The organism is Aureimonas sp. D3 (assembly GCF_001463805.1).
Taxonomy (GTDB): Bacteria; Pseudomonadota; Alphaproteobacteria; order Rhizobiales; family Rhizobiaceae; genus Aureimonas; species Aureimonas ureilytica_A.
The window spans coordinates 23,600-48,859 of record NZ_BBWM01000022.1 but is presented as its reverse complement, the minus strand read 5'-3'; the positions used below and the strand labels follow the sequence as shown (position 1 = coordinate 48,859).

Here is a 25,260-nt window from a genome sequence, read left to right as displayed (position 1 = left end):
CGCCCGCGCTGATCCTGCTGGACGAGCCCTCCGAGGGCATCCAGCCCAATATCGTGCAGGACATCGCCCGGATCATGGTGGAGCTGAACCGCACGACCGGTGTCACCGTGGTCTTCGTGGAGCAGAATATCGACATGATCCGCGCCATGGCGAGCCGCGCCTATGTGATGGACAAGGGCCGCATCACAAACGAGATCGCGCCGGACGCGCTGGAGGACCGCGACGCGGTTCGCCGCTACCTCGCCGTCTGAGCGCATCACCCCACCCATAGAACACCAAGCAGGAGGAGGCTCTGACATGAGCTGGTTTCAGGATTCCGTCATGGCCCGCCGGGGCGTCGCCAAGGGCGAGGCGCTGAGCGAACACGCCATCACCGAAGAGCGCCAAGGCAAGTATCACTATGTCTACGGCGCCTTCGTGGAGCCGGTGCTGACCGTCGATCCCGGCGCGGTGGTCTCGGCCGAAACGCATGACGCGTTCGAGGGCGCGATCCAGACCGAACGGGACATGCCCAGCGAGAAGCTGAACTTTCCCTATCTCAACCCGCAGAACGGCCCGATCTACGTGAACGGCGCGGAAAAGGGGGATTGCCTCGCGGTTTATATCAAGAGCATCGTGCCCCGCGGGCCGCAGCCGCGCGGCACCACGGTTCTGATGCCCGAGTTCGGCGGCCTCGTGCCGACCGCCGACACCGCGCTCCTCACCGAGCCGCTGCCCGAGCGTGTCAAGAAGCTGCATGTGGACGCCGAGACGGGCGTCAAATGGAACGACCGGATCACGCTGCCCTACGAGCCCTTCATCGGCACGATCGGCACCGCGCCCGAGATCGAGGCCATCTCCTCGCTGGTGCCCGATTACTACGGCGGCAACATGGACCTACCGGACGTCGCGCCGGGCGCGGTGGTCTATCTGCCGGTCAACACCAAGGGCGCCTATCTCTATCTCGGTGATTGCCACGCCGCGCAGGGCGATGGCGAGCTGTGCGGCGTCGCCGTCGAGCACCCGACCGTTACCACCGTCCAGATCGATCTCATCAAGGGCTGGACGATCAAGACGCCGCGCCTCGAAAACGAGAGCTTCTACATGACGGTCGGCTCGTCCCGCCCGATGGAGGACGCCGCGCGCGGGGCCTATCGCGAGCTGATCCGCTGGCTCGCCAAGGATTTCGGCTTCGAGGAACTCGACGCTTATATGCTGCTCACCCAGTGCGGGCGCATCCGCCTCGGCAATATGGTCGATCCCAAATACACGGTCGGCGCGTCCATCCTGAAATCGATCGCCGGCACGCCGCGCTGATCCCGGGCCGGCCGCCCCGCCATGGGCGCGGCCGGCCTTCTCCCGCCTTTTTCGCTTCCTTTCGCCCGGAGCTTCTCGATGCCCGCCCCGTTCAAGGCCGCCGCCGTTCAGTTCGAGCCTCTTATGTTCGAAAAGGAGCGCAATATCGCGGGGCTTCTCGCCCTTGTCGGTGAGGCCGCCGAGGGTGGCGCGCGGCTGATCGTGACGCCCGAAATGGGAACGACCGGCTATTGCTGGCATGAGCGGGCCGAGGTCGCGCCCTTTGTCGAGCCGATCCCCGGCCCGACCACGGAGCGCTTCGCGGCCCTCGCGCGCGAGAAGAAATGCTTCATCGTGGTCGGGATGCCGGAGGTCGATCCCGCGACCGATCTCTACTACAACTCGGCCGTGCTGATCGGCCCCGAAGGCGTCGTCGGTACGCATCGCAAGACGCATCCCTATATTTCCGAGCCCAAATGGGCGGTCTCGGGCGATCTCGGGCATGAGGTGTTCGAGACGGAGATCGGGCGCATCGCGCTTCTGATCTGCATGGACATCCATTTCATCGAGACGGCGCGCCTGGCCGGCCTCAAGGGGGCCGATGTCATCTGCCACGTGTCGAACTGGCTCGCCGAGCGCACGCCCGCGCCCTACTGGATCAACCGCGCCTTCGAGAACGGCTGCTATCTGATCGAGGCAAACCGCTGGGGGCTGGAGCGGGGCGTCCAGTTCTCGGGCGGCTCCTGCATCATCGCGCCGGACGCTTCGATCCTCGCCGTCTTGGATGGCGGCGACGGCATCGCCACCGCTGAAATCGACCCCGCGATCGCCCGCGCGCGCACCGTCTGGGGTGAGCCGATCCTCAGGCAGCGCCGCCCCGAGCTGTACCGGGAGTTGATGACCAACACCTTCGCCTGGAACCCCGGCGACTTCTTCCGCCTCTACGGCCACCAGCCCTTGCCCGAGGGGCGGCAGGCCAAGGTGGCGGCGGCGCAGATGCATCCGGGCGACGACCCCCGCAGCAATCTGCGCGAGATCGGCGAGATCGCGCGCGCGGCGGCGGGGGAGGGGGCCGAACTCGTCGTCTTCCCCGAACTCGCGCTGACCGGCCTCACGCGCCCGAGCGAGACGGCGCTTGAAGCCGGCAGCCCGATCTTCACCGATCTCCAGAGCCTTGCCACTGAACTGAAGCTCCATCTCGTCGTGGGCTTTGCCGAGCGGGACGGGGCGCTCTGCTTCAACAGCGCGATCCTCGTCGGGCCGGAGGGCGCGCTTGGTGCGTATCGCAAGATCCACCTGACCGAGGCCGAGAAGAGCTGGGCCGAGCCGGGCGAGGCTTGGGCCCTGTTCGACCTGCCCTTCGGACGGCTGGGCCTCCTGATCGGGCACGACATGAGCTTTCCGGAAGCCGGCCGCGTTCTGGCGCTGAAGGGCTGCGACCTCATCGCCTGCCCCGCCGCGATCCGCGACCGGTTCCACGCCGGCCACGAGGGCACCAGCGTGGCGCAGCCCGCGCCCATCCCGACCGGGCCGGACCCCCTGCACTGGCACCAGTACCGGGTGCGCGCGGGCGAGAACAATTGCTGGCTGGCCTTCGCCAATGTCCACGCGCCTCTCGACGGTTATCCCGGCCATTCCGGCGTGTTCGGCCCCGACACGTTCCTGTTTCCCCGGCAGGAAACCGTGGTCCAGGGCAACGGGAGCTATGCGCTCATGACCGTGGACACCGGCAGTCTGGGCGGGCCTTATCCCACCCATGTGGTGCGCCGGAAGGATCTGGTGCTGATGCGCCAGCCCCATCACTACCGCGAGCTGATCGCCCCGCGCGCGAACTGATCGCAGAGGCGGGCGTCCCACGATGGTCCGGTATTGCCGATAGCCAAGCTGGCCGAAACGGGATCCGCGGCCGAATGGTCTCCTCGCAGCAGAGCAGGCGCGACAGCTCGCCGCTCGGTGTCCCATGTCCCGATCTCCAATCGGACTGCCCCGCCATCTTGCCGGCGAAGCGATGAGCCCGGCATAGCCGTCCCGTCGTACCCGCAACCGATCGCCGGCCGCGACACCAGAGGCATACGGGAGCCGACCGGCATCGTCCGCACGTTCGCCGCCCTCGCCGGTGGTGGGGACGGGCAGGATTGCCCACGCGGCCATCGTGGCATCGCCGAACGTCAGCCGCGACCAAGGCGCGCCTTTGAACAGATGGCCGCAACGTTGATCACGAGCGGACGTGCGACTCCAGCGAGGAGACCGTGCCGCCGCGCTGATGGCGATGCCTCATCGAGGCGCGGATGGCGAGGCCACCTGGGACATCGACAACCAGGGCTGGCTGTTTTCTCCGCAACCTCGTCGCGGGCAACACCGTGAACAAGGCCGTCTTGTTCAGCCTTCCAGGCCGGCCTATCACCGTGCACGCGCTCGACGATCAGTCGCCACGCCACGGTCCGTCCATGGCGAGCGCGATCCGAACGAGCGTCGATGCAACGCCCGCGAGCCGATCCGCGCCTGCATCGACGCGGCCGAAACCGCCCCCCGCGATCGCGGGCATAGGCAGCGCCGACCGTGGCAACTAGCACTCTCTCTTGGGCGCAGCGGGCGAGCCGATACTTGGCAATCCGTTTCTCGACAGGCGCCCGGTCGGAATGGCGGAACGTCCATCCCGACACACTCCATGTCATCGACCTGCGGGCGCGGGCCTCCTTTCAGCCGAGCCCGGCGATCAAGGCCCATGACAAGGGCGGCTGCCGATCCGTCCGCGCTCTCGCCCCAGCACTCGACGCCTTATGGAGCAAGCCGACAACCCGCCATTCGACCTGAGAGCGTCGAGCCCAGCCGGGTGGCGGGTTTATAAGTGTTCGCCCGTCGCCGTCTCGCCAAGGATGGCTGCGCAGCCTTACTCTTCCGGCGCTTGAAATGCGGGCGAAGCTCTTGAAGCAGGGCCTCGCACCCTGGATGATCCCCCTATGGCGCCGCCGCGTCGGAGTGACGACCATGAGTTCTCTTCCCCCCGATCCTCGCCTCGATCTTGGCCGCTACAGCCACATTGTGGTGGGCGCGGGCTCGGCGGGCTGCACGCTCGCCAACCGCCTGAGCGCCGACCCGAAGAACAGCGTTCTGCTTCTGGAAGCCGGCGGCTCGGATCGCTACCACTGGGTCCATATCCCGGTCGGCTACCTCTATTGCATGGGCAATCCGCGCACGGACTGGGGCTATGCCACCGAGGCGGAGGCGGGGCTGAACGGGCGACGCCTCGCCTATCCGCGTGGCAAGGTCATGGGCGGCTGCTCGTCCATCAACGGCATGATCTATATGCGCGGACAGGCCGCCGATTACGACCGCTGGCGTCAGCTCGGCAATGCGGGCTGGGGTTGGGACGATGTGCTGCCGCTGTTTCTGAAATCCGAGAACCATCATGCGCTCAGCGGCCCGTTTCACAGCCAGTCCGGCGAGCTGCGCGTGGAAAAGCAGCGCCTGTCCTGGCCGATCCTCGACGCGATCCGCGAGGCGGCGGAGGAGATGGGCGTGCCGCCCATCGAGGATTTCAACAGGGGCGATAATTTCGGCTCCTCCTATTTCGAGGTGACGCAGAAAGCCGGATTCCGCTTCAACGCCGTGCGCGCTTTTCTCGCCCCGATCCGGCATCGCAAGAACCTGCGCATCCTGACCAAAGCTCAGGCCGAGCGCATCCGCATCGAGGAAGGCCGCGCCACCGGCCTGGATCTCAGGCTCGATGGGCGACCGGCGAGCGCGCAGGGCGAGGTCTTGCTGGCGGCGGGCGCGATCGGCACCCCGCAGCTTCTCCAGCTATCCGGCATCGGCCCCGCCGAGCTGCTACGCCGTCACGGGATCGCGGTTGTGCTCGACCGCCCCACGGTCGGCGAGAACCTGCAGGACCACCTGCAAATCCGCACGGCCTTTCGCATCGAGGGCGCGCGCACGCTCAACGAATGGCAGGCGACCCTGTTGGGCAAGGCGCAGATCGGGCTGCAATATGCGCTGAGGCGTTCCGGGCCGATGGCCATGGCCCCGAGCCAGCTCGGCATCTTCATGAAGTCCGATCCGCGCTTCGAGACCGCCAATATCGAGTTCCATGTGCAGCCGCTTTCGCTCGACAGGTTCGGGCAGCCGCTCGACGCCTTTCCCGCGATCACCGTGTCGGTCTGCAATCTGCGCCCGGAGTCGCGCGGCAGCGTGCGCATTACTTCGCCCGATCCCTTCGCCCTGCCCGCGATCGCGCCGAACTATCTCTCCACCGATGGCGACCGCGAAGTGGCAAGCGCCTCGATCCGCACCGCGCGCCGTCTCATGGCGACAAGGCGGCTGGAGCGCCACCGCCCGCAGGAGTTCAAGCCCGGCGTGCATCTTCAGAGCGACGAGGATCTGGCGCGCGCCGCCGGTGATATCGCAACCACGATCTTTCATCCGGTCGGCACGGCACGCATGGGGGCGGACCCGGACGCGGTGGTCGATCCGCAGCTTCGCCTGCGCGGCATCGCGGGCCTGCGCGTGGCCGATTGCTCGATCATGCCCACCATCGTCTCCGGCAACACCCACGCTCCGGCGGTGATGATCGCGGAAAAAGCCGCCGAGATGATCTTGGCGGATCGTTGAACGTGGCGTCTCGCTGAGGAACAGGGGGAGGGGGCTGAGCCGCGTTGGCCCTGCCTCGTCCGCCACGCCGTTCGCGCGCGCCCCTCCCTTTCGAGCTACACGGCTGGGAAGGGCCAACAGTAGGCATCAACCCGTCCATCCCTGATCGAGTCTCCACCCGGTGACATGCCGCGCCGTCCATCCCCTTGCGGTCGCGTCGAGAAGGGACGACACGCCACGCCGGATATGGATTGACAACCACAAAGTTATCGGTAACATCACGTCATGATGATTGGGAGGTTGTCATGAGTGAGCTTCGGTTCGAGGGAGTCGCCAAGCGTTTCGGCGGGACGCAGGCGCTGAAGGGCGTCAGCTTTTCCGTGCGGTCCGGCGAGGTCGTGGCGCTGCTCGGCGAGAACGGCGCGGGCAAGTCCACCATCATCAAGATCTTGGGGGGCATCCACAAGGCCGATGCCGGGCGCATCGCCATCGACGGAACGCCCTATGCCCACGAGAGCGAGGGGGCGGCGGGCGCTCGGCGCGCCGTCGCCTTCGTGCATCAGGATCTCGGCCTGATCGAATGGATGACCATCGCCGAGAACGTCGCCATGGCCAATGGCTATCCCAGGCGCGGCGGGGGCAAGCGCGGGCTGGTGGATTGGGCGGGCGTGCGGACGCAAGCCGTCGAGGCGCTGGCGCGGCTCGGCTGCGACTTCGACCCGGACACGCGCGTGTCCTCCCTGTCGCGCACCGAAAAGTCTCTGGTCGCGATTGCGCGCGCGCTCGCCACGGACTGCGAATTTCTCGTCCTCGACGAGCCGACGGCCAGCCTTCCCGCCGACGAGGTGGAGAAGCTGATGGGGGCGGTGCGCCGGCTCTCCGCCGGGGGCGTCGGCGTGATCTATGTCTCGCACCGGCTGGACGAAATCTTCCGCGTGGCCGACCGGGCCGTGGTGCTGCGCGACGGCGCGCTGGCGGGGGAGGGGCGCATCGCCGACCTGACGTCCGCCGATCTCATCGCGCAGATCGTCGGCACCGGCTCGCTCAAGCTCTACGAGAAACTGCCCGCGCTGGCGGAAGCGAAGGCCCGCGTGACGGTGCGGGGCCTCGCGACAGCGGGCGCGGGGCCGGTCAGTTTCGATATCCGCCAAGGCGAAATCCTCGGGTTGGTGGGCCTGCGCGGCGCGGGGCAGGAGGCGGTGGGGCGCGCGCTGTTCGGGGTGCAGGCGCATTCGGGCGCGGTCACGATCGATGGCGCGGCGCCCGACCTCTCCTCCATGCGCGCCGCGCTTGAAAGCGGCATCGGCCTCGTGGCGCGGGACCGTGCGGAAGAATCCGTCGCGGCCGCCCTGTCGGTGCGCGAGAACGCCTTCCTCAATCCCGGCGCGTTCGGCCGCAAGCTCTTCTCCTTCCGTTCGCCGGCGAGCGAGAGCCAGGCCGCGCGCGAGCTGGGCCGCCGCATCGGCCTTCGCCCCAACGACCCGGATCTCGCCATCGAGGGCCTGTCGGGCGGCAACCAGCAGAAGGTCATCGTCGGCCGCTGGCTGGAAACCGGCCGCCGGCTCCTGATCCTCGAAGACCCGACGGCGGGCGTCGATGTCGGGGCCAAGGCCGAAATCTATCGCCTCGTGGAAGCGGCGGTCGCCGCCGGTCTCGCCGTGCTCGTGGTCTCCACCGATTTCGAGGAAGTGGCGACGCTGTGCCACCGCGCGCTCGTCTTCAATCGCGGCGCGATCATCGCGGAGCTGAGTGGCGAGGCGGTGACGACCGAGCGCGTCATCGCCGCCGCGAGCGCTTCGGAAGCCGCCTGACCTTCCGGCCGCCGGCTCGGCTGGCGGCGCTCATCCGGTTCGAGCCCGTTCCGACATGGAAAGGGCGAAGGCCGGACCGACCCGGCCGCCTCCTCCATGCCCGCCGGCGCGCCCGCAGAGCGCGAGCGCATCGTGCGATCTCACATTCCCTCGCCGGCCCCGCCGGCCGCGAGGTCCCAACAGCCTTGGCGCACGCGGGAGACCCGTCATGAATTCCATCAAATCCAACGCGCTCGAGCCGACGCGCGCCGAAATGCGCGGCCTTCCGCCCGGTCAGGCGGCGATGCGCCTTCTGCCGGTCTATGGCCTACCGATCCTGACGCTGGCGCTAATCCTCCTGTTTGCGATCCTCCTGCCGCGCACCTTCCCGACCCTCCTGAACCTGCGCTCCATCGTCTCGGACAAGTCGATCATCGCGCTCCTCGCGCTCGCCGCCATGATCCCGATGACGGCGGGCAAGATCGACCTGACGGTCGGCTACGGCATCGTGCTCTGGCATATCCTGGCGATCTCGCTGCAAACGGCCTTCGGCATTCCCTGGCCGGTCGCGGTGCTGATCGTCCTGGCGCTCGGGGCGCTGGTCGGCCTGCTGAACGGGCTTCTGGTCGAGGTCGCGCAGATCGACAGTTTCATCGCGACGCTCGGCATGGGCACGGTGCTCTACGCATTGGCGCTCTGGTACACGGGCGGTCGGCAGGTCGTGGCTCCGCTTCCCGAAGGCTTCCTGGCGCTGAACGGCACGATGATCTTCGGCCTGCCCATCGGCGGCTTCTATGTGCTGGGCCTTGCCGTCTTCCTTTGGCTGGTTCTCGAATACACGCCGGTCGGCCGCTATCTCTATGCCATCGGCGCCAACCCCAAGGCCGCCGCGCTGAACGGCATTCCCGTGCGCCGCTTCACCATGGCCACCTTCGTCGCCTCCGGCTTCCTGACGGCGCTGACGGGCGTGCTGCTGGCCTCCAAGCTGCGCATCGGGCAGGCGAGCGTCGGGCTCGAATATCTCCTGCCGGCCCTCGTCGGCGCGTTTCTCGGCTCCACCACGATCAAGCCCGGCCGGGTCAATGTCTGGGGCACGGTGGTGGGCGTGATCGTGCTCGCGGTCGGCATTTCAGGCATCCAGCAGTTCGGCGGCTCCTTCTATGTCGAGCCCCTGTTCAACGGCATGACGCTGCTCGTCGCCATCGGCATCGCCGCCTACGCCCAGCGCCGGCGCGGCGCGAAGTAACAAAACCGGCCCGCCGGGAGGAAACGGACGGGCCACGACAAGACATCCTCGGGAGGAAATCAACATGAAGACGCTTCTCTCCGCGCTGCTCCTCGGCGGTGCCCTCATGATCGTGGCCGCGCCCGCCGCCCGCGCCGATGCGATGGCGGACGCCAAGGCGACGGTGGACAAATACGCCTCCAAGGTCACGAAATGGGACGGGCCGACATCAGGCCCGAAGATCGCCAAGGACAAGACCATCGTGGTTCTGGCCGGCGACATGAAGAACGGCGGCATTCTCGGCGTCGTCTCGGGCATCGAGGAAGCGGCCAAGGCCGCCGGCTGGACGGTCCGCACGATCGACGGCGCAGGCTCGATCTCCGGCCGCACGGCGGCGGTGGGACAGGGCATCGCGCTGAACCCGGACGGGATCGTCGTCGCCGGCTTCGACGCGGTGGAGCAGCAGGCGGGGCTGGAGCAGGCCAAGAACGCCAAGATCCCGATCGTCGCCTGGCACACCGCGCCGGAAGTTGGCCCCGTGCCGGCGGCAGGCGTCTTCGCCAATGTGACGACCGACCCGATGCAGGTGGCGAAAGCGGCCGCCGATTGGGCCTATGTCGATGCCAAGGGCAAGCCCGGCGTCGTGATCTTCACCGACTCGACCTATGCCGTCGCCATCGCCAAGGCTGACGCGATGAAGGCCGAGATCCAGAAGCTCGGCGGCACGGTGGTCGAATATGTCGATACGCCCATCGCCGAGACGTCCACCCGGATGCCGCAGCTCACCACCTCGCTGCTCCAGCGCCATGGCGATGCCTGGACGCATTCGCTCGCCATCAACGATCTCTATTTCGACTTCATGGGCCCTTCGCTGGCGGCGGCGGGCATCGCGGGCGACGGCAAGCCGGTGAATGTCGCGGCGGGCGACGGTTCGGAATCGGCCTATCAGCGCATCCGCTCCGGCCAGTATCAAGCCGTCACGGTCGCCGAGCCCCTGAAGCTTCAGGGCTGGCAGCTGGTGGACGAGCTGAACCGCGCCTTCGCGGGCCAGCCCTGGTCCTCCTACGTCTCGCCGCTCCACATCGTCACCAAGGCCAATATCGAGTTCGACGGCGGCCCGAGCAACGCCTTCGACCCCGAGAACGGCTATCGTGACGCCTACAAGACCATCTGGGGCGTGAAGTAAGCGGCATAGTCGCCATGCCCGCCCCGCCGCGCGCCTCCTTCGCGGCGGGGCTCCCTTCCCGATCAATCCGACGAGACCCCAGCCATGTTCATCCGTTGCGCCTTTTTCCGTGGCCGCGCCAAGGCGGGCCACGAGGCCGAATTCACCGCCTATGTGCGCGAGAAGCTCGTGCCGCTCTGGACGCGCTTTCCGGGCGCGGAGGAGGTGCGGGTCCTCCGGCAGGAAGAGGCCGATGTCACCGACCCGCATTTCGAGATGGTGCTCCAGGTCCGCTATCCCTCGCGCGAGGCGATCGAGACGGCGCTCGCCTCCGACGTGCGCTACGAGTCCCGCGAGGTGACCAAGGGCTTGCTGGAACTCTACGAGGGCGACATCTTCCACACCGTCTTCCGCGCCGACGATTACGCCCTGCCGACAGACTGAGCCTGAGATGAGCGAGACCTATATCGTCCACGACGACCGCTTCCGCGCCCTCTTCATCGGCCATGCCAAGCTGGAGAAACTCTGGACGGGCGGGCGCTGGGTGGAAGGGCCGGTGCATGTCCCCTCGGCCAAATCCGTGCTCTGGTCGGACATTCCGAACGACCGGGTGATGCGCTTCGATGAGTGCGACGGTTCGGTCTCGGTCTTCGAAAGTCCCTGCGGCTATCACAATGGCCACACGCTGGACTCGCAAGGCCGCGTCGTCGCCTGCGAGCACGGCGGGCGGCGCGTGTCGCGGCTGGATCATGACGGCGTGTGGCGCAATCTCGTCTCGCATTGGGAGGGCAAGCGCCTCAACTCGCCCAACGATGTGGTGGTGAAGCGCGACGGCACGGTCTGGTTCTCGGACCCGACCTATGGCATCGACTTCCACTACGAGGGCCACCGCGCCCCGTCCGAGATCGGCGCGTCCAACGTCTATCGGCTGGACCCCGCGACGGGCGAACTGACGGCTGTCATCACCGACATGCTGAAGCCCAATGGGCTCTGCTTCTCGCCCGATGAATCGATCCTCTATGTCTCGGACACGGGCAAGACCCACGATCCCGCCTGCGAGCCGGTGATCCGCGCCTATCCCATGGTGGACGGGCGCACGGTGGGGGAGGGGCGTCTGTTCGCGCGCTCGCCGAACGGCTTCTTCGACGGGTTCCGCACTGACACATCAGGCAATATCTGGGCCTCGAATGCCGATGCCGTCTGCGTCTATGCGCCCGATGGCACGCATATCGGCTCGATCCCGGTGGAGGAGATGGTGTCCAATCTCTGCTTCGGCGGGCCGAAAAAGAATCGCCTCTATATCACCGCGCAGACTTCGCTCTATGCGATCTATGTCAACGCGCATGGGGACGGCTGGCGGGATTAAGCCGCCACCCAGGCAAACAACCCTTTCCAAATCCATTCAGTTTTGTTACCGATAACAGTGACGATGCGGCCCGTAACGGTCGCACGGAGGAGACCGAACCCATGCGCGCCGCCGTGATCCACGCCGCCAAGGACCTGCGCCTCGACGAGCGCCCCGAGCCCGATCTCGCGCCGGGCGACGTTCTGGTACGCTTCGGCGCGGGCGGCATCTGCGGGTCGGACCTGTCCTACTGGGGCAAGGGCCGCGTCGGCGACTTCGCGCTGCGCGAGCCCCTGGTGCTCGGCCATGAGGTGGCGGGCGAGATCGAGGCGCTGGGCGAGGGCGTGTCGGGTCTGGCCATCGGCCAGCGCGTCGCGGTCAACCCGAGCCGTCCCTGCCTTCACTGCGACTATTGCCGCGCAGGCCGCTCCAATCTCTGCCGCAACATGCGCTTTTTCGGCTCGGCGGCGATGTTTCCGCATGTGCAGGGTGGCTTTGCCGAGCGCTTCACCTGCCGGGCCGATCAGGCCGTGCCGGTGCCCCCGGACATGCCGCTCGCCAAGGCCGCGCTCGCCGAGCCGCTGTCGGTCGCAATCCACGGCCTCACCCGCGCGGGCGATCTCCTCGGCAAGCGCGTTCTCATCACCGGCGCGGGGCCGATCGGCATGTTGTTGACGCTCGCCGTGCGCCATGCCGGCGCGAGCTTCGTCGCGGTCACCGACCTCGTGGACGAGCCGCTGGCCTTGGCGCGGCAGGCTGGCGCGGACGAGACGATCAATGTCGCGACCTCGCCGGAGCGCCTCGCCGCCTTCGAGGCCAACAAGGGCTTCTTCGATGTCGGCTTCGAGGCGACCGGCGCGCCGCCCGCGCTCGGCTCGCTGGTGCGCGCGATCCGTCCGGGCGGGCGCATCGTCCAGCTCGGCATGATGCCGCCGGGCGAGGTGGGCGTGCCCGTCAACATGCTGATGGCGCAGGAGATCGACCTCGTGGGCGCCTTCCGCTTCTGCGAGGAGTTCCACACCGCCGTCGATTGGCTGGCCAATGACCGGATCGACGTGAAGCCGGTGATGTCGGCCGAGATGCCGATGAGCGACCTGTCCCGAGCCTTCGAGATGGCGGCCGATCGCAAGCGCGCGATCAAGGTCCACCTGCATTTCTGAGATGAGCATCCATACGCGCAGCGCCCTGTTCGAAGGCACGATCCGCCCCGGCTGCGAGGAGGCCTTCTACGACCTCGTCATGGCCGAGCTGATGCCGGTCTGGCAGGCCATGCCCAACGCCTTGGCCGTGCGCGTGTTGCGCACCGAGCGGCGCGAGGACGGCGCGCCCGCGCTCGTGCTGGTGCAGGAGATCGACTATCCGTCGGCTGAGGCCGTGGCGGAGGCGGAAGCCTCGCCCGTGCGGGCACGCGGCGCGCCGGTGATGGAAAAGCTGATGACGCTGTTCGACGGCACGCTGCGTCATGTGGTCTACCGGCGTCTCGCCTGAGAGACCGCAAACCATGCCGAGCCACGCTCGAACGCGCGGATCGACCGAGCGAAAGAAGATGACCATGGCCCGACACAAGAAGGCCGGCCCAGAGGCCGAGGTCCAGACCCCGAACCGATCCCCGCCGCTTGAGACGGAAGCGCGGCGAGGGGCGTCCGATGCCGGCGAGGCCACGGGCGAGGCCAAGGCCGGCCATCGCCGCGCCCCGGCCGCGCCCGGTGCGAAAGCGCGGCGGAGCGACGCGCAAGGGTCCGCCTCCGGCTCCAAGCCGACGATGCGGGATGTCTCCAAGCTCGCGGGCGTTTCCACCATGACGGTGAGCCGGGTGCTGGCCGATCCGTCCATCGTCGCGCCGGAAACCCGCGAGCGCGTCATGCGCGCGGTGGACCAGCTCGGCTATGTGCCCGATCTCGTCGCCGGCTCGCTCTCCTCGCGGCGCACCAATTTCGTCGGCCTGATCCTGCCGACGCTCACCAATTCCAACTTCGCCGACACGGCGCAGGGGCTCGCGGAAGCCTTGGGGCAGAGCTACCAGCTCCTGATCGGCTACACGCTCTATCAGGCGGGCGAAGAGGAGCGGCTGGTGCGCTCGCTTCTGGCGCGCCGCCCGCAGGGGATCGTCGTCGCCGGCACGCTGCACACGGCCTCGACGCGGCGGATGCTGACCAATGCCGGCATTCCCGTGGTGGAAATCTGGGACGCGCCCTCGGCTCCGCTCGACCGCGCGGTCGGCTTCTCCAATTTCGAGGCGGGCCGCGCCGCCGCGCGCCATCTCCTGTCGCTGGGGCTCCGCCATATCGCGGCCATCGGCTCGGAGGCGGAAGGCGATATGCGCGACGCGCGCGGCGAGGCGCGCCTCCAGGGCTTTGCGGCCGTGCTGCGGGAAGAGGGCATCGAGACCGGCCTGATCCTGCGCCACGGCTCCGCCCCGGTCTCCTACGCGCACGGCGCGGCGGCGATGAAGCTCCTGCTGCGCGATAAGCCTGACGTCGAGGGCGTCTTCGCGGTGTCGGACGGTTCGGCCTTTGGCGCGCTGATGGAGTGCCGCCGCCAGGGCATCGACGTGCCCGGCCGCATCAGCCTCATGGGCTTCGGCGATTTCGAGCTGGGGCGCGAATGCGAGCCGGCGATTTCCACGATCCGGGTGGATGCCAAGGGCATCGGCAAGGAGACCGGCCAGCTCCTGCGCGATCTCTTCGAGGGGCGGGGCGCGGACCGGCCGCCCTCCATCGATCTCGGCATCGAGGTCGTGCCGCGCGGCACCACCGCCGCGCCGCGCCAGCGTTCGAACCCCACAATCTGAGAGAGACCATCATGAGCCAAACGCGGATCGGCATCGTCGGAGTGGGCGTGATGGGCAGCGCCATCGCGGGCCGCTTCCTCCAAACGGGGCACAGTGTCACCTTGCGCGACCGCGACGCGGAGAAGACCGCGCCGCTGGCCGCCAAGGGCGCGACTGTCGCTGACAGCGCGGAGGCGCTGATGGGGGCCTGCGATGTCGTGATCCTCAGCCTCAACACGGCCGAGATCGTGGAAGCGGTCGTGTTCGGCGCGGACGGGCTCGCCGCCCATGCGCGGGGCGGCGTGCTCCTGATCGACATGTCCTCCACCGATCCCAAGGCCACCGCCGCGATGGCTCAGCGCCTGCGCGCCGAGACCGGCATGGGCTGGGTGGACGCGCCCCTGTCGGGCGGCGCGCCGGCGGCCATAGAGGGCCGGCTGACGCTGATGATGGGCGGGGAGGCCGAAGAGGTGGAGCGCGCGCAGCAAGTTCTCTCGTCGGTCGCCGCCAACATGACCCATATGGGGCCATCAGGCGCGGGGCAGACGACCAAGCTCATCAATCAGGTGCTCTGCGCCTGCAATTTCATGGCCGTAGCCGAAGCCACGCGCTTGGCCTTGGATGCCGGCGTCGATGCGGAGCGCATCCCCGCGGCGCTCGCGGGCGGGCGTGCCGACAGCCGCATCCTGCAGGAGTTCATGGGCAAGATGGCGCGCTTCGACCTGACGCCGACGGGGCGGATCGACAATATGCTGAAGGATCTCGAAGCCACGCAGCGCTTCTCCATGGGCCTGCGCACGCCGATGCCGCTCACCAACCTCATCGCCGATCTGCACCGCATGATGGTGGCCGCCGGCATCGGCGGTGAGGACAGCGCGGCCTATATGAAACTCTTCGATTTCGGAAAGGCGCCCTGATGGCACAGGTCTCTCAACCGCGCGGCGTCGCGATCGTCACGGGCGCGGGCAGCGGCATCGGGCGCGCCTCCGCGCTGGCCCTCGCGGCGGATGGCTGGCGCGTCGTCCTGGCCGGGCGGCGGCGCGAGGCGCTGGAGGAAACGGCCGCACTGGCGGGCGGGGCGCAGACGCTGGTGGTGCCGACCGACGTGACCGTGGAAGGCGATGTCGCCGCCCTGTTCGACGGGGCGGTCGAGACGTTCGGCCGCGTCGATTTCCTCTTCAACAATGCCGGCACCAACACATCCGCCGTGCCGATGGACGAATTGCCCGTGGCGGAATGGACGCGCGTTGTCTCGGCCAATCTGACCGGCGTGTTTCTGTGCATGCGCGAGGCCTTCCGCGTCATGAAGCGGCAGGAGCCGGGGGGCGGGCGCATCGTCAACAACGGCTCGATTTCCTCGCAGGTACCCCGGCCCCATTCCGCGCCCTACACGGCCACCAAGCATGGCGTGAGCGGCCTCACCAAGTCGGGCTCGCTCGACGGGCGCGCGCATAACATTGCGGTCGGCCAGATCGACATCGGCAATGTCGCCTCCGACATGACGAGCCGCATGGGGGGAGGCGTGCTCCAGGCCCATGGCGGCATCGCGCCCGAGCCGGTCATGGCGATGGACAATGTCGCGCGCAGCATCGTCCTCATGGCCTCGCTGCCGCCGGACGCCAACGTCTTCCAGATGACGGTGATGGCGTCCGACATGCCCTTCGTCGGGCGCGGCTGATGTTTCGAGCGGCTGATGTTTCGAAGCGAAACAGAGGGGAGCTTCGCTCCGAGGGGGCGCACCACCGATCTCTTCGGCGCGCACACGGTCCCCCGGCTCGACCGCGAGGGCGTCTGCCATCACGGCTGGCCGCAGGCCTGAATCACTGCAGAACGATCACGCTCGCGTGAGTCCGCTTGCGGTGTTATCGGTATCATGTACATTGAATCGGCATGGGAAGGGGGAATCATGTCCCTGAAGCTTTTCGATCTCTCCGGCCGCACGGCCCTCGTCACGGGCTCGGGCCAGGGCATCGGCTATTCGCTGGCCGAGGGGCTCGGTCGCGCCGGGGCGCGCGTCGTGCTGAACGGGCGCGACGGCGCGAAGCTCGATGCGGCGGCCGAGCGCCTGCGCGCCGAGGGCATCGCGGTCGACACGAGCGCCTTCGATGTGACCGACCACGCCGCCGTTAAGGCCGGGGTCGATCGCATCGAGACCGAGATCGGGCCGATCGACATTCTCGTCAACAATGCCGGCATCCAGCGCCGCGCCCCGCTGGAAGACTATCCGGCCGAAACCTGGTCCGAGATCATGCGGGCCAATGTGGACTCGGTCTTCTTCGTCGGACAGGCAGTCGCCAAGCACATGATCGCCCGCAGGCGGGGGCGCATCATCAACATCGCCAGCCTTCAGGCGCAGGCCGCGCGCTATTCCATCGCGCCCTACACCGCCACCAAGGGCGCGGTGCTCAACCTCACCAAGGGCATGTGCACCGACTGGGCGCGCCACGGGCTCCAGATCAACGCGATCGGCCCCGGCTATTTCGAAACGCCGCTGAACCAGGCGCTGGTGGACGATCCGAAGTTCACCGAATGGCTCAAGATCCGCACGCCGACGGGCCGCTGGGGCAAGGTGGAGGAGTTGCAGGGCGCCTGCATCTTCCTCGCTTCCGACGCCGCGACCTTCGTCAACGGGCAGATCGTCTATGTCGATGGCGGGGTGCTCGCCACGCTCTAAGAGACTATTCCGAACGTTCGCCGGGTCGGATCGGCGGTGCTTTTCGTCCGTGCTTTCATTGCCAATCCTCGCCGATGCCGCCGGCATCGACTGCGTTTGGCGCCTTGGCACGAACCGAAAATCCCGCGCCGATCCTCCGCCGGGAACTTCCGAAACAGTCTCTGACATCATGCGCCGGGCCGCTGGGAGGCCGCCCGGTCGCATTCGATCCTTTCTCGAAATGCCATGGGAGGCATGGGTATGACCAACACGACACGACGCGCCGTGATGAAGGCCGCTTTCCTCGGATCGCTCGCCGTGGCCACTCTGACGGCGGCGATGCCGGGTTCGGCCGAGGCCGTGACGCTCGCCGACATTCAGGGGCGCGGCACGGTGAAGATCGGCGTTCTGACCGGCGCTCCGCCCATGGGCATGATCGACGAACGCGGCAATCCGAGCGGCTATGATGTCGATGTCGCCAACCAGATCGGCCAATATCTCGGAATGCCGGTGGAGCTGGTGCCGCTGACGCCGCCCGCGCGCATTCCCGCGCTCCAGACGGGGCAGGTGGACTTCCTCGTCGCGACCCTCGCTCCAACAGGCGAGCGTGCGAAATCCGTGATGTTCACCTCGCCCTATTCGGCCTTCAACATGGTGATCGTGTCCGGCCCGAACGAGAAGTTCGAAAGCCTCGACCAGTTGAAGGGCAAGCGCGTCGCGGTCAATCGCGGCTCCTCGCAGGAAACGGCGCTGCGCCGCGCCAATGTGGAAGGGCTGGAGATCGTCGTCTTCGAGGACGATTCCACCTCCGCCCAGGCCCTCGTCGCGGGGCAGGTGGACGCGACGGCGCTGCCCTCCACGGTCGCTCAAGGGCTTCTGCGGCAGGCTCCGCAGGCGGGCTTGCAGATCGGCTTCACCTTCTTCCGCCAAGGCAATTCCATGGCGGTGCAGCCGGGCGATTTCGAGCTGCTGCAATATCTCAACACCTCGATCTACCTGCTGAAGGTCTCGGGCGAACTCGACAAGATCGCCGTGAAATGGACCGGCGACCCGCTGCCGCCCACGCTCCCGGCTTTCTGAGAGATTGTTTTGGAAGTTCCCGGCGGAGGATCGGCGACAAGATTTCCGGTTCGAGCCAAGGCGCTAAACGCAGTCGATGCCGGCGGCATCGGCGAGGATGGCAACGAAGGCACGGACGAAAAGCGCCGGCGAGCCGACCCGGAGAACTTTCGAAACAGTCTCTAGAGCGAGCCCGGCGCCGGCTTGGGTCAAGCCGGCGTCCCCTGTCCTTCGCGCGGGGTTTGTCCCATGAATTACACGTTCCAGTTCGGCGTGCTGGCGCAATATCAGAGCCAGCTTCTGGCGGGCCTGTGGCTCACCGTCCAGATTTCCGCCTTTGCCATTCTCTGCGGCACGGCCTTCGGCATTCTCTTCGCCTCGCTGCGCTCGGTCGCCGGGCGGCCCGTTCGCATCCTCATCGACGCCTATGTCGAACTGATCCGCAACACGCCCTTTCTGGTGCAGCTCTTCATCATCTATTTCGGCCTTCCCGCCGGGGGCGTGCGCGTCAGCGCCATCACGGCGGCGCTGATCGGGGTGACGATCAATCTCGCGGCCTATTCCACCGAGATCATCCGCGCCGGGATCGAGGCCGTCCATAAGAGCCAGATCGAGGCGGGCGAGGCGCTGGGCTTCACGCAATTTCAGATCTTCCGTTATGTCATCCTCATCCCCGCGCTTCAGAAGGTCTATCCGGCCCTCTCGTCGCAATTCGTGCTGATGATGCTGGCGACCTCGATCTGTTCGGCCATCTCGGTGAACGAGCTGACGGCGGCGGCCTCCTTCGTCCAGTCGCAGAGCTATCGCTCCTTCGAAGTCTATCTGGCGGTGACCGCGCTCTATCTCGTGCTCGCCCTCATCCTGCGCGGCATCCTCGCCCTTGTCGGGCTCTGGCTCTTCGGTCGGCGCACGGCGCGGCGCGCGCTCAAGCCCGTGGGGGAGGCATCGGCATGATCTTCCGCTCCTTCGGTCCGTCCGAATTCCTGTTTCTAATCGAATCCCTCCAGTGGACGCTGATCCTGACGGCTCTCGCGCTCGCCGGCGGCGGTCTCGTCGGCTTCTTCCTGGCGCTCGCCAGAGCCTCGACGCTGCGCTGGCTGCGCTTTCTGGCGGGGCTCTATATCCAGGTCATTCAGGGCATTCCCGTTCTGATGATCCTGTTCCTGTCCTTCTACGGGCTGGCGCTGCTCGGCTTCCGCCTGCCGCCACTGATCGCCGCCGGTATTTCGATGACGGTCTATGCCTCGGCCTATCTCGCTGAAATCTGGCGTGGCTCGATCCAGTCCGTCGCCAAGCAGCAATGGGAAGCCTCCGAGTCGCTCGCCATGACGCGGGTCCAGCAATATCGCTACGTGATCCTGCCGCAGGCCGTGCGCCTGTCCCTGCCCTCCACGGTGGGTTTTGCCGTGCAGGTGGTCAAGAACACCTCGATCGCCTCGCTGATCGGCTTTGTGGAACTCGCCCGCGCCGGCCAGCTCGTCAACAACGCGACCTTCCAGCCCTTCCGGGTCTTTCTGGTGGTCGCCGCGCTTTACTTCATCGTCTGTTATCCGCTGTCGCTCCTGTCCCGGCGGCTGGAAAGGAGGTTCCATGCCTGAGGTCGCCATTCGGGACGTGCGCAAGAGCTTCGGCGCGGTGGAGGTGCTCAAAGGCATCAATCTGGAGGTCGGGCGCGGCGAGGTCACGGCGCTGATCGGGCGCTCGGGCTCGGGCAAGTCCACCCTGCTTCGCTGCGTCAACGGGCTGGAAAAGATCAATGCCGGCTCCATCGAGATCGCCGGGCACAAGGTCGGCACCGACAAGGCGGCCTTGCGCGCCCTGCGCCGCGACGTCGGTATCGTCTTCCAGAGCTACAATCTCTTTCCGCACTTGAGCGTCGGCCAGAACATCATGCTGGCTCCGCGCATTGTGAAGGACGTGGCGAAGGGCGAAAGCCGCGCCACCGCCGAGGAGGTGCTGGCGCTTGTCGGCCTGTCCGAGAAGTTCGACGCCTACCCGGACGAGCTTTCGGGCGGTCAGCAGCAGCGCGTCGCCATCGCGCGTTCGCTCGCCATGCGGCCCAAGGTCATGCTCTTCGACGAAGTGACCTCGGCGCTCGACCCCGAGCTGACGGGCGAGGTGCTCGCCGTCATGGAGCAGCTGGCGCGCGGGGGCATGACCATGCTCCTCGTCACGCATGAAATGGGCTTTGCCCGGCGCGTCGCCAACACGACCGTCTTCATGCACCAGGGCCGCATCCACGAGGCCGGCCCCTCGCGCGAGCTTTTCGAGAACCCAAAGACCCCGGAACTGGCGCAGTTCGTGCGCTCCGACGTGAAGTGAGCCCTTCCATGACCGCCAACATCCTGCAACTCTGCCCGCTCATGCCCGCGCTGGAAAAGGCATTGGCCGAGCGCTTCACCGTCCACCGCTTCTTCGAGGCCGGTGATCCCGACGCGTTCTTGGGCGAGCACGCCGAGCGCCTGCGCGGTGTCGTCACGGGCGGGCATATCGGCATTCCGGCCGAGCTTGCCGCTCGGCTCCCGGCGCTCGAAATCGTCGCGATCAACGGCGTCGGCTTCGACAAGGTGGACCTCACCGAGGCTAAGCGGCGCGGGGTGCGCGTGTCCAACACGCCCGATGTTCTGACCGAGGACGTCGCCGACCTCGCCATCGGCATGATCGTCTCGGCGCTCCGCCAGATCCCGCGCGGGCACGAGCATGTGCGCGCGGGGCGCTGGCCCTCGGGCGATCTACCGCTCGGCTCCAAGGTCTCGCGCCGCAGATACGGCATATTCGGCTTCGGTCGGATCGGTCAGGCCATCGCGCGCCGGCTGGAGGGCTTCGACGCCGAGATCGCCTATGCCAGCCGCAGCGCGGTGGACACGCCCTATCCCCGCTTCGGCAGCGTGGCGGACCTCGCAGAGTGGGCCGACGTGCTCGTCGTCGCCGCCTCCGCCTCGCCCGAGACGCGCAATATGATCGACGCGCAGGTGTTGGACGCGCTCGGCCCCAAGGGCGTCCTCGTCAACGTCGCGCGCGGCTCGCTGGTGGACGAGCCCGCGCTCTTGGACGCGCTGGAGCAGGGGCGTATCGCCGGCGCGGCGCTCGATGTCTTCGCCGACGAGCCGCGCGTGCCCGAGCGCTTCTTCACGCTGCCGAACGTTGTGCTCACCCCCCACATGGCAAGCGCCACGCACGAGACCCGCCAGGCCATGGCCGATCTCGTGCTCGCCAATCTCGACGCGCATTTCGCGGGGCGCGAACTGCCGACCGCGCTCGTCTGACGCTGGTAACGCCGGGGGCAGGCGACCGGTCCGCCCTAACGGACCAATTGTCTGTTGCCTCGGCAAACCGGCCCCGAGCCTGTGAGACGCTGAACCAAAAACTCTGGGACGCTCCCCGAACGGGAGATGATACTCTTCGCGCAACGTGCGAGGGAACGACATGATCAATCCTGGAATGGGCTCCCATCATTTCTTCGATGAAAAGTATATCAAGACATCGCAAAGAGCGGGTTTCAAGAAATACCGGGTCGTGACGGTTCCCAAGGGAACGCTTCTCTTCAAAATGACCGCCGGTGTGGCGGCGGCCGGCGACGATGGCGGGGTGACGCCCTGGTGGTCGGCCGTGAAGCCGTTTCTGGACGACAAGGAGGGCGCGCTCGGCCGGTTTCAGCAGGCCAAGAGCCGCAAAATGGATATGTCGGCCATGGTGCGGCTCATGTCCTGCGTCTGCCTCGACTGGAACGATCTCGACAATTACGTGCAGGTCGAACTTCTGGACGACGCGCGCGTCTTCTGGGCACGTTCGCGCCCATGCCGAAATTCAGCCAGACGATCTACACGCCGGGTTGGGGCGACGACAAGAACACATTCACCGGTTCGAACGTGCTCGCGCGCGTCAAGAAGATGAACCAGAAGGAAGCGCTGGCCGGCTTCAAGGTGCCCGATATGCTGGGCGAAGGCGAGGCCTGGCAGATGTTCATTCCGAACCTGCGCGAACAGCACATCAAGCGGTCCTCCGTCCTGTCCGGGCACGACATGGGCGTTCTGGCGCAGGCGCTGGGTCTGGTGGATCGCCCTGCCTGATCCGCGACCGATTGGCGCCTGATCCGCGCGGGCGCGGATCAGTCCTCGCGCTTTCGGCTCGTACTCGCCTGATGACGCCACTCGCGAGCGCTGCATCCGTAGGCGGCGCGGAACGCGCTGCTGAACGTGTCGCTCCGGGTGAAGCCGACACTATAGGCGATCTCGGCGATCAGGCGTCGGTCGTGAGGGTCCTGTAAGGCGGCGGCCGCCTTTCGCAGGCGCAGAGCCATCAAGGCCGCCGCGATCCCGTTCGTGTCCTTGAAGGCGCGATACAAGGTGGCGCGGGAAACGCGCGCCAGCGTCGCGATCCGCTCCACATCGAGATCGGGGTCGCGGTAGCGTTGTTCGAGAATCCAGCGGATCTCCGTCCGGAGTCGCCGCTTGGCGGCATCCTCGGACAGGGTGCAGATCTCCGACTGACCCAGACACGACAGGAACGTTCCGGTCAGCCGCTCACCAATGGCGAGGCCAGCCTCGTCATCCATCGCCCCGAGATGGTCGAGATCGTGGAGCACCTGACGCACCAGCGGTTCGGCGTCGCGGCCCGTCAGCACGAGGCCGTGCAGCGTCTCGACGCGCGGCACCAGACTCTCGATCGTCGCGCGGCGGAAGCTCAAGCTGATGACGCGGGCATTGGTGAAGGACTGGCTGAAGGGAAGGCTCATATCGCCGATCAGGACGCTTCTCGCCGCGCCCCGGAAAGGCGAAACGGCCGTTTCGCCGTGGAAGCGCCCTTCGAGGACGAGCGCCAGGGTCACCACGTCGAACCCATCGCCCTGAATCATCGGGTCGGTGCGCTCGTAGTTCTGGCCCGCCATGCGCGTGTCCGTGAACTCAAGTAGTCCGAGATGGAACGTCCGCGAATGAGAGTAGAAGTCGCCGGCTGGTCGGTCGGTTCGTAGAATATGGGCGTAGCTCGGCCAGGGCCGTTCCCGCCAGGCCTCGTAGCGTTCCTTGGGCCTGACGCTGTTGGTCGTAAAATCGATGGAACGCATCAAGGCCGATCGAGAAACAGGGTTGAAGACTTGCGATCCGCCAGATGGGGGCCGCGAATCGTACATATCAATAGATCTCGATCAATCCGAAGACTGATCTTGGATCAAGCGCCACGCGTCGTTATTTTCACGCGGAGGTAAAAGACCGACGGCTTCCAAATGATCCGGGCTTGTCTGCGTTCCCCAGCGTAGAAAATCTAAAACGGCCGTTTGGGAAGGTGCAGGCTTTCTTGGCTGGCTAACGGTCTTGCCAAACGCATCTGTGCCCGCTCTGAAAACACGTCAAATTGGGGAGGAGCCAGAGGACGACGCACCGGGCCGCCGTGGGGCCCGCCCGTCGTCAGGGTCTCTCTACGTCCCTTGCCGCCGCTGCGACGGCAGCGCCCACCAAGGCACCCAAGGCTGTGTGTGGTGCTCGTGATGGTATCCGAAATGGAAGCAGGAGAAGAGCGAGGCGAGATAGCCGAACTCGTTGGACCGCGCATTGTGCCGGTCCACGAAGCCGCTTTCTTCATGCCGATGCGGGCGAAAGGTGCCGAAGTAGAAAAGCTGGAGCGAGGAGAGAAGCGACGGCATTCCGTAGAACAGCACGACATTCGTGACCGGCGCGCCCAGCACGAGAATGTAGATCGTGACGACGGTGCTGACGAAGAGGATCGAGCGCCGCCCGAAATAGCGCGCGAAGAAGGTTCGGAACCAGGGCCAGAAGCGCTCCGGCTCATCGACGCAGAAATCCGGGTCGTCGGCGGTGCCGGGCGCGTCGTGATGGGCCATATGCGCGCCGCGGATCTTGGACCAGGCAAAGCCCGCATAGATCGTCAGGATGAAGGCGCCGATCGCTGCGTTAAGCCGGGGCCAGCCCGGAACGAGCGAACCATGCATGGCGTCATGCGCGACGATGAAGAGCCCGACCGTCAACCAGCATTGCAGGGCGATGATGAGGGGAACCAGCGGCGCCGTCCGCCAGCCGAGGTCGAAAAAGAACACGGCGGCGATATGAATCGACATCCACGAGACGAAGACGCAGGCCGCAAGGCCAAGGCCGATCACGCCCTGAAACGGGCGCAGCACCGGGCGCGAGGATTCGCTCGGGCGTCGCACCGATCGCTCGGCAGCAGCGGGGATGTGAAGATCGGTCATGAGTTGGAACTTAACAGGATCACGCGCCCGGGAAACCCGTGTGCGTCGTTATGCCAAGGCATGCAGGAACACGCGGTCATCGCCCTTCGGCTGGATGCCGTCGGTCTCGACGATGGCGCCGGGGACATAGCACACGATCTCCTTCACGCTCCGCGCTCTCAGCGCCTTAGTCTGCTGGCGCGCCGCGATAGAAACGGACTGCCGCGTCTCGACCAAGGAAGCGCTTGTCTCGGATGATGGCCAAGGAGAATGTTGCGACGGAGCGGGACCCTCCGCCTCGTTGCTGCCGCTCGCGCCCGTCACGTTGTCGAGGAAGACGGACCCGTCGGGGGCCGAGTGGATCGAGTTGGAGGAACTCGAATTGTGATCGCGTCGCTCTCCAATGCGTTAGACCAGAACCGGTGAAAATGCGCATCAGCGTGCCATGCCGCGTCAGTGGCACACGGCGCGCGCGGCGATGGGCGTTAGCGCACGAGATCGGCCCCCAAGGACAATGCAGGCAGGAGGCCTGCAAAGTGCGCATCAGCGCATCGGACAGGGATCGGGGTGCGTTGCTGGAGCTCGAGCAGCCCGTTTGGGTGATGCTGGCTTGAACGACGAGCCGGCATTGAAGCGCAGGGGCTCGCACGCGGAAATGCCCCGCGCCTGAATGGCTTCCACGATGTGGTCGCTTCCGGCCAGCTTGTGGCGCACGTCGTTCGCGGCTTGAAAGACCAGCATGGGCTTGGTGATCCGGTCCACAGTATGAATTGAGGTGCCCTCGACCATGCGCTTGCCTCCCTCCTGCGTCCTCGGATTTCAATAGCAGCAATACATAAACTCGGCAAAGCCGGCCCAGCAGGGCGGGACCGTTTCAAGCAGCGTCTGGAGGTTGGCGATACCAACCACAGGCACAGCGCAAAAGAAAACATCGGGCGTGACGGTCTCTCCCACGAAAGCCGAATAGCCTCATAGGATTCGCCGAAGATCGCGACGCCTTCTGCCCGACGCGGGCCTCGTTCTGGAATCACAGCTCACTTTGGCTGCTGGAATGGGCTGCACGGGCCGTCTTCACACCCAGCATTCGCTGCGCCGTGTGCCGTCGCCGTTCTTTCTTGGCCACGCGCCGACGCTTTTGAGGGCTCGTAACGTCCGTCCTGATCGTCAAACCATTTGGGAAAACCTTGGTTGTGTCAGCCCGTCAGCG

General features: G+C 66.7%; 24 protein-coding genes and 1 pseudogene. 21 read left to right on the top strand and 4 right to left on the bottom strand.

Annotation, left to right across the window (positions count from 1 at the left end):
* From AUL36_RS24175 to AUL36_RS05945, 21 genes and pseudogenes are all read left to right on the top strand, one after another.
* Positions 1–251: pseudogene (locus AUL36_RS24175) on the top strand (ABC transporter ATP-binding protein); the annotation flags it as partial.
* 46 nt (positions 252–297) lie between these two features.
* Entirely contained in the window at positions 298–1,296 is a 999-nt protein-coding gene (locus tag AUL36_RS06045) for an acetamidase/formamidase family protein (protein WP_062218951.1), read from the top strand.
* Positions 1,297–1,374: 78 nt separating this feature from the next.
* Entirely contained in the window at positions 1,375–3,111 is a 1,737-nt protein-coding gene (locus AUL36_RS06040; RefSeq protein WP_062218965.1) for a nitrilase-related carbon-nitrogen hydrolase, read from the top strand.
* Between the two features lie 1,152 nt (positions 3,112–4,263).
* A complete protein-coding gene (locus AUL36_RS06035) occupies positions 4,264–5,883 on the top strand; it encodes a GMC family oxidoreductase (RefSeq protein WP_062218963.1) in 1,620 nt (539 codons plus the stop codon).
* A 284-nt stretch (positions 5,884–6,167) separates the two neighbouring features.
* The gene (locus tag AUL36_RS06030) at positions 6,168–7,673 is read left to right on the top strand and encodes a sugar ABC transporter ATP-binding protein (RefSeq protein ID WP_062218949.1); all 1,506 of its coding nucleotides are present in this window, start codon (positions 6,168–6,170) and stop codon (positions 7,671–7,673) included.
* A gap of 208 nt (positions 7,674–7,881) precedes the next feature.
* A complete protein-coding gene (locus AUL36_RS06025; RefSeq protein ID WP_058634775.1) occupies positions 7,882–8,898 on the top strand; it encodes an ABC transporter permease in 1,017 nt (338 codons plus the stop codon).
* 58 nt (positions 8,899–8,956) lie between these two features.
* Positions 8,957–10,063: an ABC transporter substrate-binding protein gene (locus AUL36_RS06020; RefSeq protein WP_156418281.1), complete on the top strand. Its 1,107-nt coding sequence runs from the start codon at positions 8,957–8,959 to the stop codon at positions 10,061–10,063.
* An 84-nt stretch (positions 10,064–10,147) separates the two neighbouring features.
* On the top strand, positions 10,148–10,486 hold the full coding sequence (locus tag AUL36_RS06015; RefSeq protein ID WP_062218945.1) for a hypothetical protein: 339 nt from the start codon (positions 10,148–10,150) through the stop codon (positions 10,484–10,486).
* A 7-nt stretch (positions 10,487–10,493) separates the two neighbouring features.
* Positions 10,494–11,408 (top strand): SMP-30/gluconolactonase/LRE family protein, encoded by a 915-nt coding sequence (locus AUL36_RS06010; RefSeq protein WP_062218943.1) that lies wholly within the window; start codon positions 10,494–10,496, stop codon positions 11,406–11,408.
* A 101-nt stretch (positions 11,409–11,509) separates the two neighbouring features.
* A complete protein-coding gene (locus AUL36_RS06005; RefSeq protein WP_062218941.1) occupies positions 11,510–12,547 on the top strand; it encodes an L-idonate 5-dehydrogenase in 1,038 nt (345 codons plus the stop codon).
* 1 nt (position 12,548) lies between these two features.
* Positions 12,549–12,875 carry a hypothetical protein gene (locus AUL36_RS06000; RefSeq protein ID WP_156418280.1) on the top strand — a complete coding sequence of 109 codons (327 nt, stop codon included), beginning with the start codon at positions 12,549–12,551 and terminating at the stop codon, positions 12,873–12,875.
* A gap of 274 nt (positions 12,876–13,149) precedes the next feature.
* Positions 13,150–14,178: a LacI family DNA-binding transcriptional regulator gene (locus tag AUL36_RS05995; protein ID WP_062218959.1), complete on the top strand. Its 1,029-nt coding sequence runs from the start codon at positions 13,150–13,152 to the stop codon at positions 14,176–14,178.
* Positions 14,175–15,074 carry an NAD(P)-dependent oxidoreductase gene (locus AUL36_RS05990; protein ID WP_244497049.1) on the top strand — a complete coding sequence of 300 codons (900 nt, stop codon included), beginning with the start codon at positions 14,175–14,177 and terminating at the stop codon, positions 15,072–15,074. The genes AUL36_RS05995 and AUL36_RS05990 overlap by 4 nt, the downstream gene beginning before the upstream one ends.
* A complete protein-coding gene (locus tag AUL36_RS05985; RefSeq protein WP_192843793.1) occupies positions 15,074–15,835 on the top strand; it encodes an SDR family oxidoreductase in 762 nt (253 codons plus the stop codon). The genes AUL36_RS05990 and AUL36_RS05985 overlap by 1 nt, the downstream gene beginning before the upstream one ends.
* 228 nt (positions 15,836–16,063) lie before the next feature.
* Entirely contained in the window at positions 16,064–16,831 is a 768-nt protein-coding gene (locus AUL36_RS05980; RefSeq protein ID WP_062218937.1) for an SDR family oxidoreductase, read from the top strand.
* A gap of 267 nt (positions 16,832–17,098) precedes the next feature.
* Positions 17,099–17,890, top strand: a complete 792-nt coding sequence (locus tag AUL36_RS05975; RefSeq protein WP_244497048.1) for a transporter substrate-binding domain-containing protein — start codon at positions 17,099–17,101, stop codon at positions 17,888–17,890.
* A gap of 228 nt (positions 17,891–18,118) precedes the next feature.
* Positions 18,119–18,823, top strand: a complete 705-nt coding sequence (locus AUL36_RS05970; RefSeq protein WP_062218933.1) for an amino acid ABC transporter permease — start codon at positions 18,119–18,121, stop codon at positions 18,821–18,823.
* Positions 18,820–19,467 (top strand): amino acid ABC transporter permease, encoded by a 648-nt coding sequence (locus tag AUL36_RS05965; protein ID WP_062218931.1) that lies wholly within the window; start codon positions 18,820–18,822, stop codon positions 19,465–19,467. The genes AUL36_RS05970 and AUL36_RS05965 overlap by 4 nt, the downstream gene beginning before the upstream one ends.
* Positions 19,460–20,191 (top strand): amino acid ABC transporter ATP-binding protein, encoded by a 732-nt coding sequence (locus AUL36_RS05960; protein ID WP_019997525.1) that lies wholly within the window; start codon positions 19,460–19,462, stop codon positions 20,189–20,191. Before AUL36_RS05965 ends, AUL36_RS05960 begins: the two co-directional genes overlap by 8 nt.
* Positions 20,192–20,199: 8 nt before the next feature.
* Positions 20,200–21,135 carry a 2-hydroxyacid dehydrogenase gene (locus tag AUL36_RS05955; RefSeq protein WP_062218929.1) on the top strand — a complete coding sequence of 312 codons (936 nt, stop codon included), beginning with the start codon at positions 20,200–20,202 and terminating at the stop codon, positions 21,133–21,135.
* 531 nt (positions 21,136–21,666) lie between these two features.
* The gene (locus tag AUL36_RS05945) at positions 21,667–21,939 is read left to right on the top strand and encodes a hypothetical protein (RefSeq protein WP_156418278.1); all 273 of its coding nucleotides are present in this window, start codon (positions 21,667–21,669) and stop codon (positions 21,937–21,939) included.
* Positions 21,940–21,977: 38 nt separating this feature from the next.
* On the opposite strand, the gene AUL36_RS05940 is transcribed toward AUL36_RS05945, so the two are convergent.
* The 4 genes from AUL36_RS05940 to AUL36_RS05930 form a co-directional block, all read right to left on the bottom strand.
* Entirely contained in the window at positions 21,978–22,934 is a 957-nt protein-coding gene (locus AUL36_RS05940) for a helix-turn-helix domain-containing protein (RefSeq protein ID WP_062218923.1), read from the bottom strand.
* Between the two features lie 351 nt (positions 22,935–23,285).
* Complete coding sequence (locus tag AUL36_RS05935; RefSeq protein WP_082655638.1) at positions 23,286–24,074, bottom strand: fatty acid desaturase; 789 nt, start codon at positions 24,072–24,074, stop codon at positions 23,286–23,288.
* Between the two features lie 48 nt (positions 24,075–24,122).
* Complete coding sequence (locus tag AUL36_RS23670) at positions 24,123–24,290, bottom strand: hypothetical protein (protein ID WP_156418277.1); 168 nt, start codon at positions 24,288–24,290, stop codon at positions 24,123–24,125.
* A gap of 306 nt (positions 24,291–24,596) precedes the next feature.
* On the bottom strand, positions 24,597–24,842 hold the full coding sequence (locus tag AUL36_RS05930) for a hypothetical protein (RefSeq protein WP_062218921.1): 246 nt from the start codon (positions 24,840–24,842) through the stop codon (positions 24,597–24,599).
* Positions 24,843–25,260: the final 418 nt, after the last annotated feature.

What these genes read in the sequence shown, in the direction of transcription:
- AUL36_RS05940 (WP_062218923.1), bottom strand. Translation starts at nt 22,934, where the DNA reads ATGCGTTCCATCGATTTTACGACCAACAGCGTCAGGCCCAAGGAACGC.
- AUL36_RS06045 (WP_062218951.1), top strand. Translation starts at nt 298, where the DNA reads ATGAGCTGGTTTCAGGATTCCGTCATGGCCCGCCGGGGCGTCGCCAAG.
- AUL36_RS05955 (WP_062218929.1), top strand. Translation starts at nt 20,200, where the DNA reads ATGACCGCCAACATCCTGCAACTCTGCCCGCTCATGCCCGCGCTGGAA.
- AUL36_RS05980 (WP_062218937.1), top strand. Translation starts at nt 16,064, where the DNA reads ATGTCCCTGAAGCTTTTCGATCTCTCCGGCCGCACGGCCCTCGTCACG.
- AUL36_RS05970 (WP_062218933.1), top strand. Translation starts at nt 18,119, where the DNA reads ATGAATTACACGTTCCAGTTCGGCGTGCTGGCGCAATATCAGAGCCAG.
- AUL36_RS05945 (WP_156418278.1), top strand. Translation starts at nt 21,667, where the DNA reads ATGCCGAAATTCAGCCAGACGATCTACACGCCGGGTTGGGGCGACGAC.
- AUL36_RS05935 (WP_082655638.1), bottom strand. Translation starts at nt 24,074, where the DNA reads ATGACCGATCTTCACATCCCCGCTGCTGCCGAGCGATCGGTGCGACGC.
- AUL36_RS06025 (WP_058634775.1), top strand. Translation starts at nt 7,882, where the DNA reads ATGAATTCCATCAAATCCAACGCGCTCGAGCCGACGCGCGCCGAAATG.
- AUL36_RS05995 (WP_062218959.1), top strand. Translation starts at nt 13,150, where the DNA reads ATGCGGGATGTCTCCAAGCTCGCGGGCGTTTCCACCATGACGGTGAGC.
- AUL36_RS05965 (WP_062218931.1), top strand. Translation starts at nt 18,820, where the DNA reads ATGATCTTCCGCTCCTTCGGTCCGTCCGAATTCCTGTTTCTAATCGAA.
- AUL36_RS06040 (WP_062218965.1), top strand. Translation starts at nt 1,375, where the DNA reads ATGCCCGCCCCGTTCAAGGCCGCCGCCGTTCAGTTCGAGCCTCTTATG.
- AUL36_RS05930 (WP_062218921.1), bottom strand. Translation starts at nt 24,842, where the DNA reads ATGGTCGAGGGCACCTCAATTCATACTGTGGACCGGATCACCAAGCCC.
- AUL36_RS06030 (WP_062218949.1), top strand. Translation starts at nt 6,168, where the DNA reads ATGAGTGAGCTTCGGTTCGAGGGAGTCGCCAAGCGTTTCGGCGGGACG.
- AUL36_RS05985 (WP_192843793.1), top strand. Translation starts at nt 15,074, where the DNA reads ATGGCACAGGTCTCTCAACCGCGCGGCGTCGCGATCGTCACGGGCGCG.
- AUL36_RS06000 (WP_156418280.1), top strand. Translation starts at nt 12,549, where the DNA reads ATGAGCATCCATACGCGCAGCGCCCTGTTCGAAGGCACGATCCGCCCC.
- AUL36_RS06005 (WP_062218941.1), top strand. Translation starts at nt 11,510, where the DNA reads ATGCGCGCCGCCGTGATCCACGCCGCCAAGGACCTGCGCCTCGACGAG.
- AUL36_RS05960 (WP_019997525.1), top strand. Translation starts at nt 19,460, where the DNA reads ATGCCTGAGGTCGCCATTCGGGACGTGCGCAAGAGCTTCGGCGCGGTG.
- AUL36_RS05975 (WP_244497048.1), top strand. Translation starts at nt 17,099, where the DNA reads ATGAAGGCCGCTTTCCTCGGATCGCTCGCCGTGGCCACTCTGACGGCG.
- AUL36_RS06015 (WP_062218945.1), top strand. Translation starts at nt 10,148, where the DNA reads ATGTTCATCCGTTGCGCCTTTTTCCGTGGCCGCGCCAAGGCGGGCCAC.
- AUL36_RS06035 (WP_062218963.1), top strand. Translation starts at nt 4,264, where the DNA reads ATGAGTTCTCTTCCCCCCGATCCTCGCCTCGATCTTGGCCGCTACAGC.
- AUL36_RS06010 (WP_062218943.1), top strand. Translation starts at nt 10,494, where the DNA reads ATGAGCGAGACCTATATCGTCCACGACGACCGCTTCCGCGCCCTCTTC.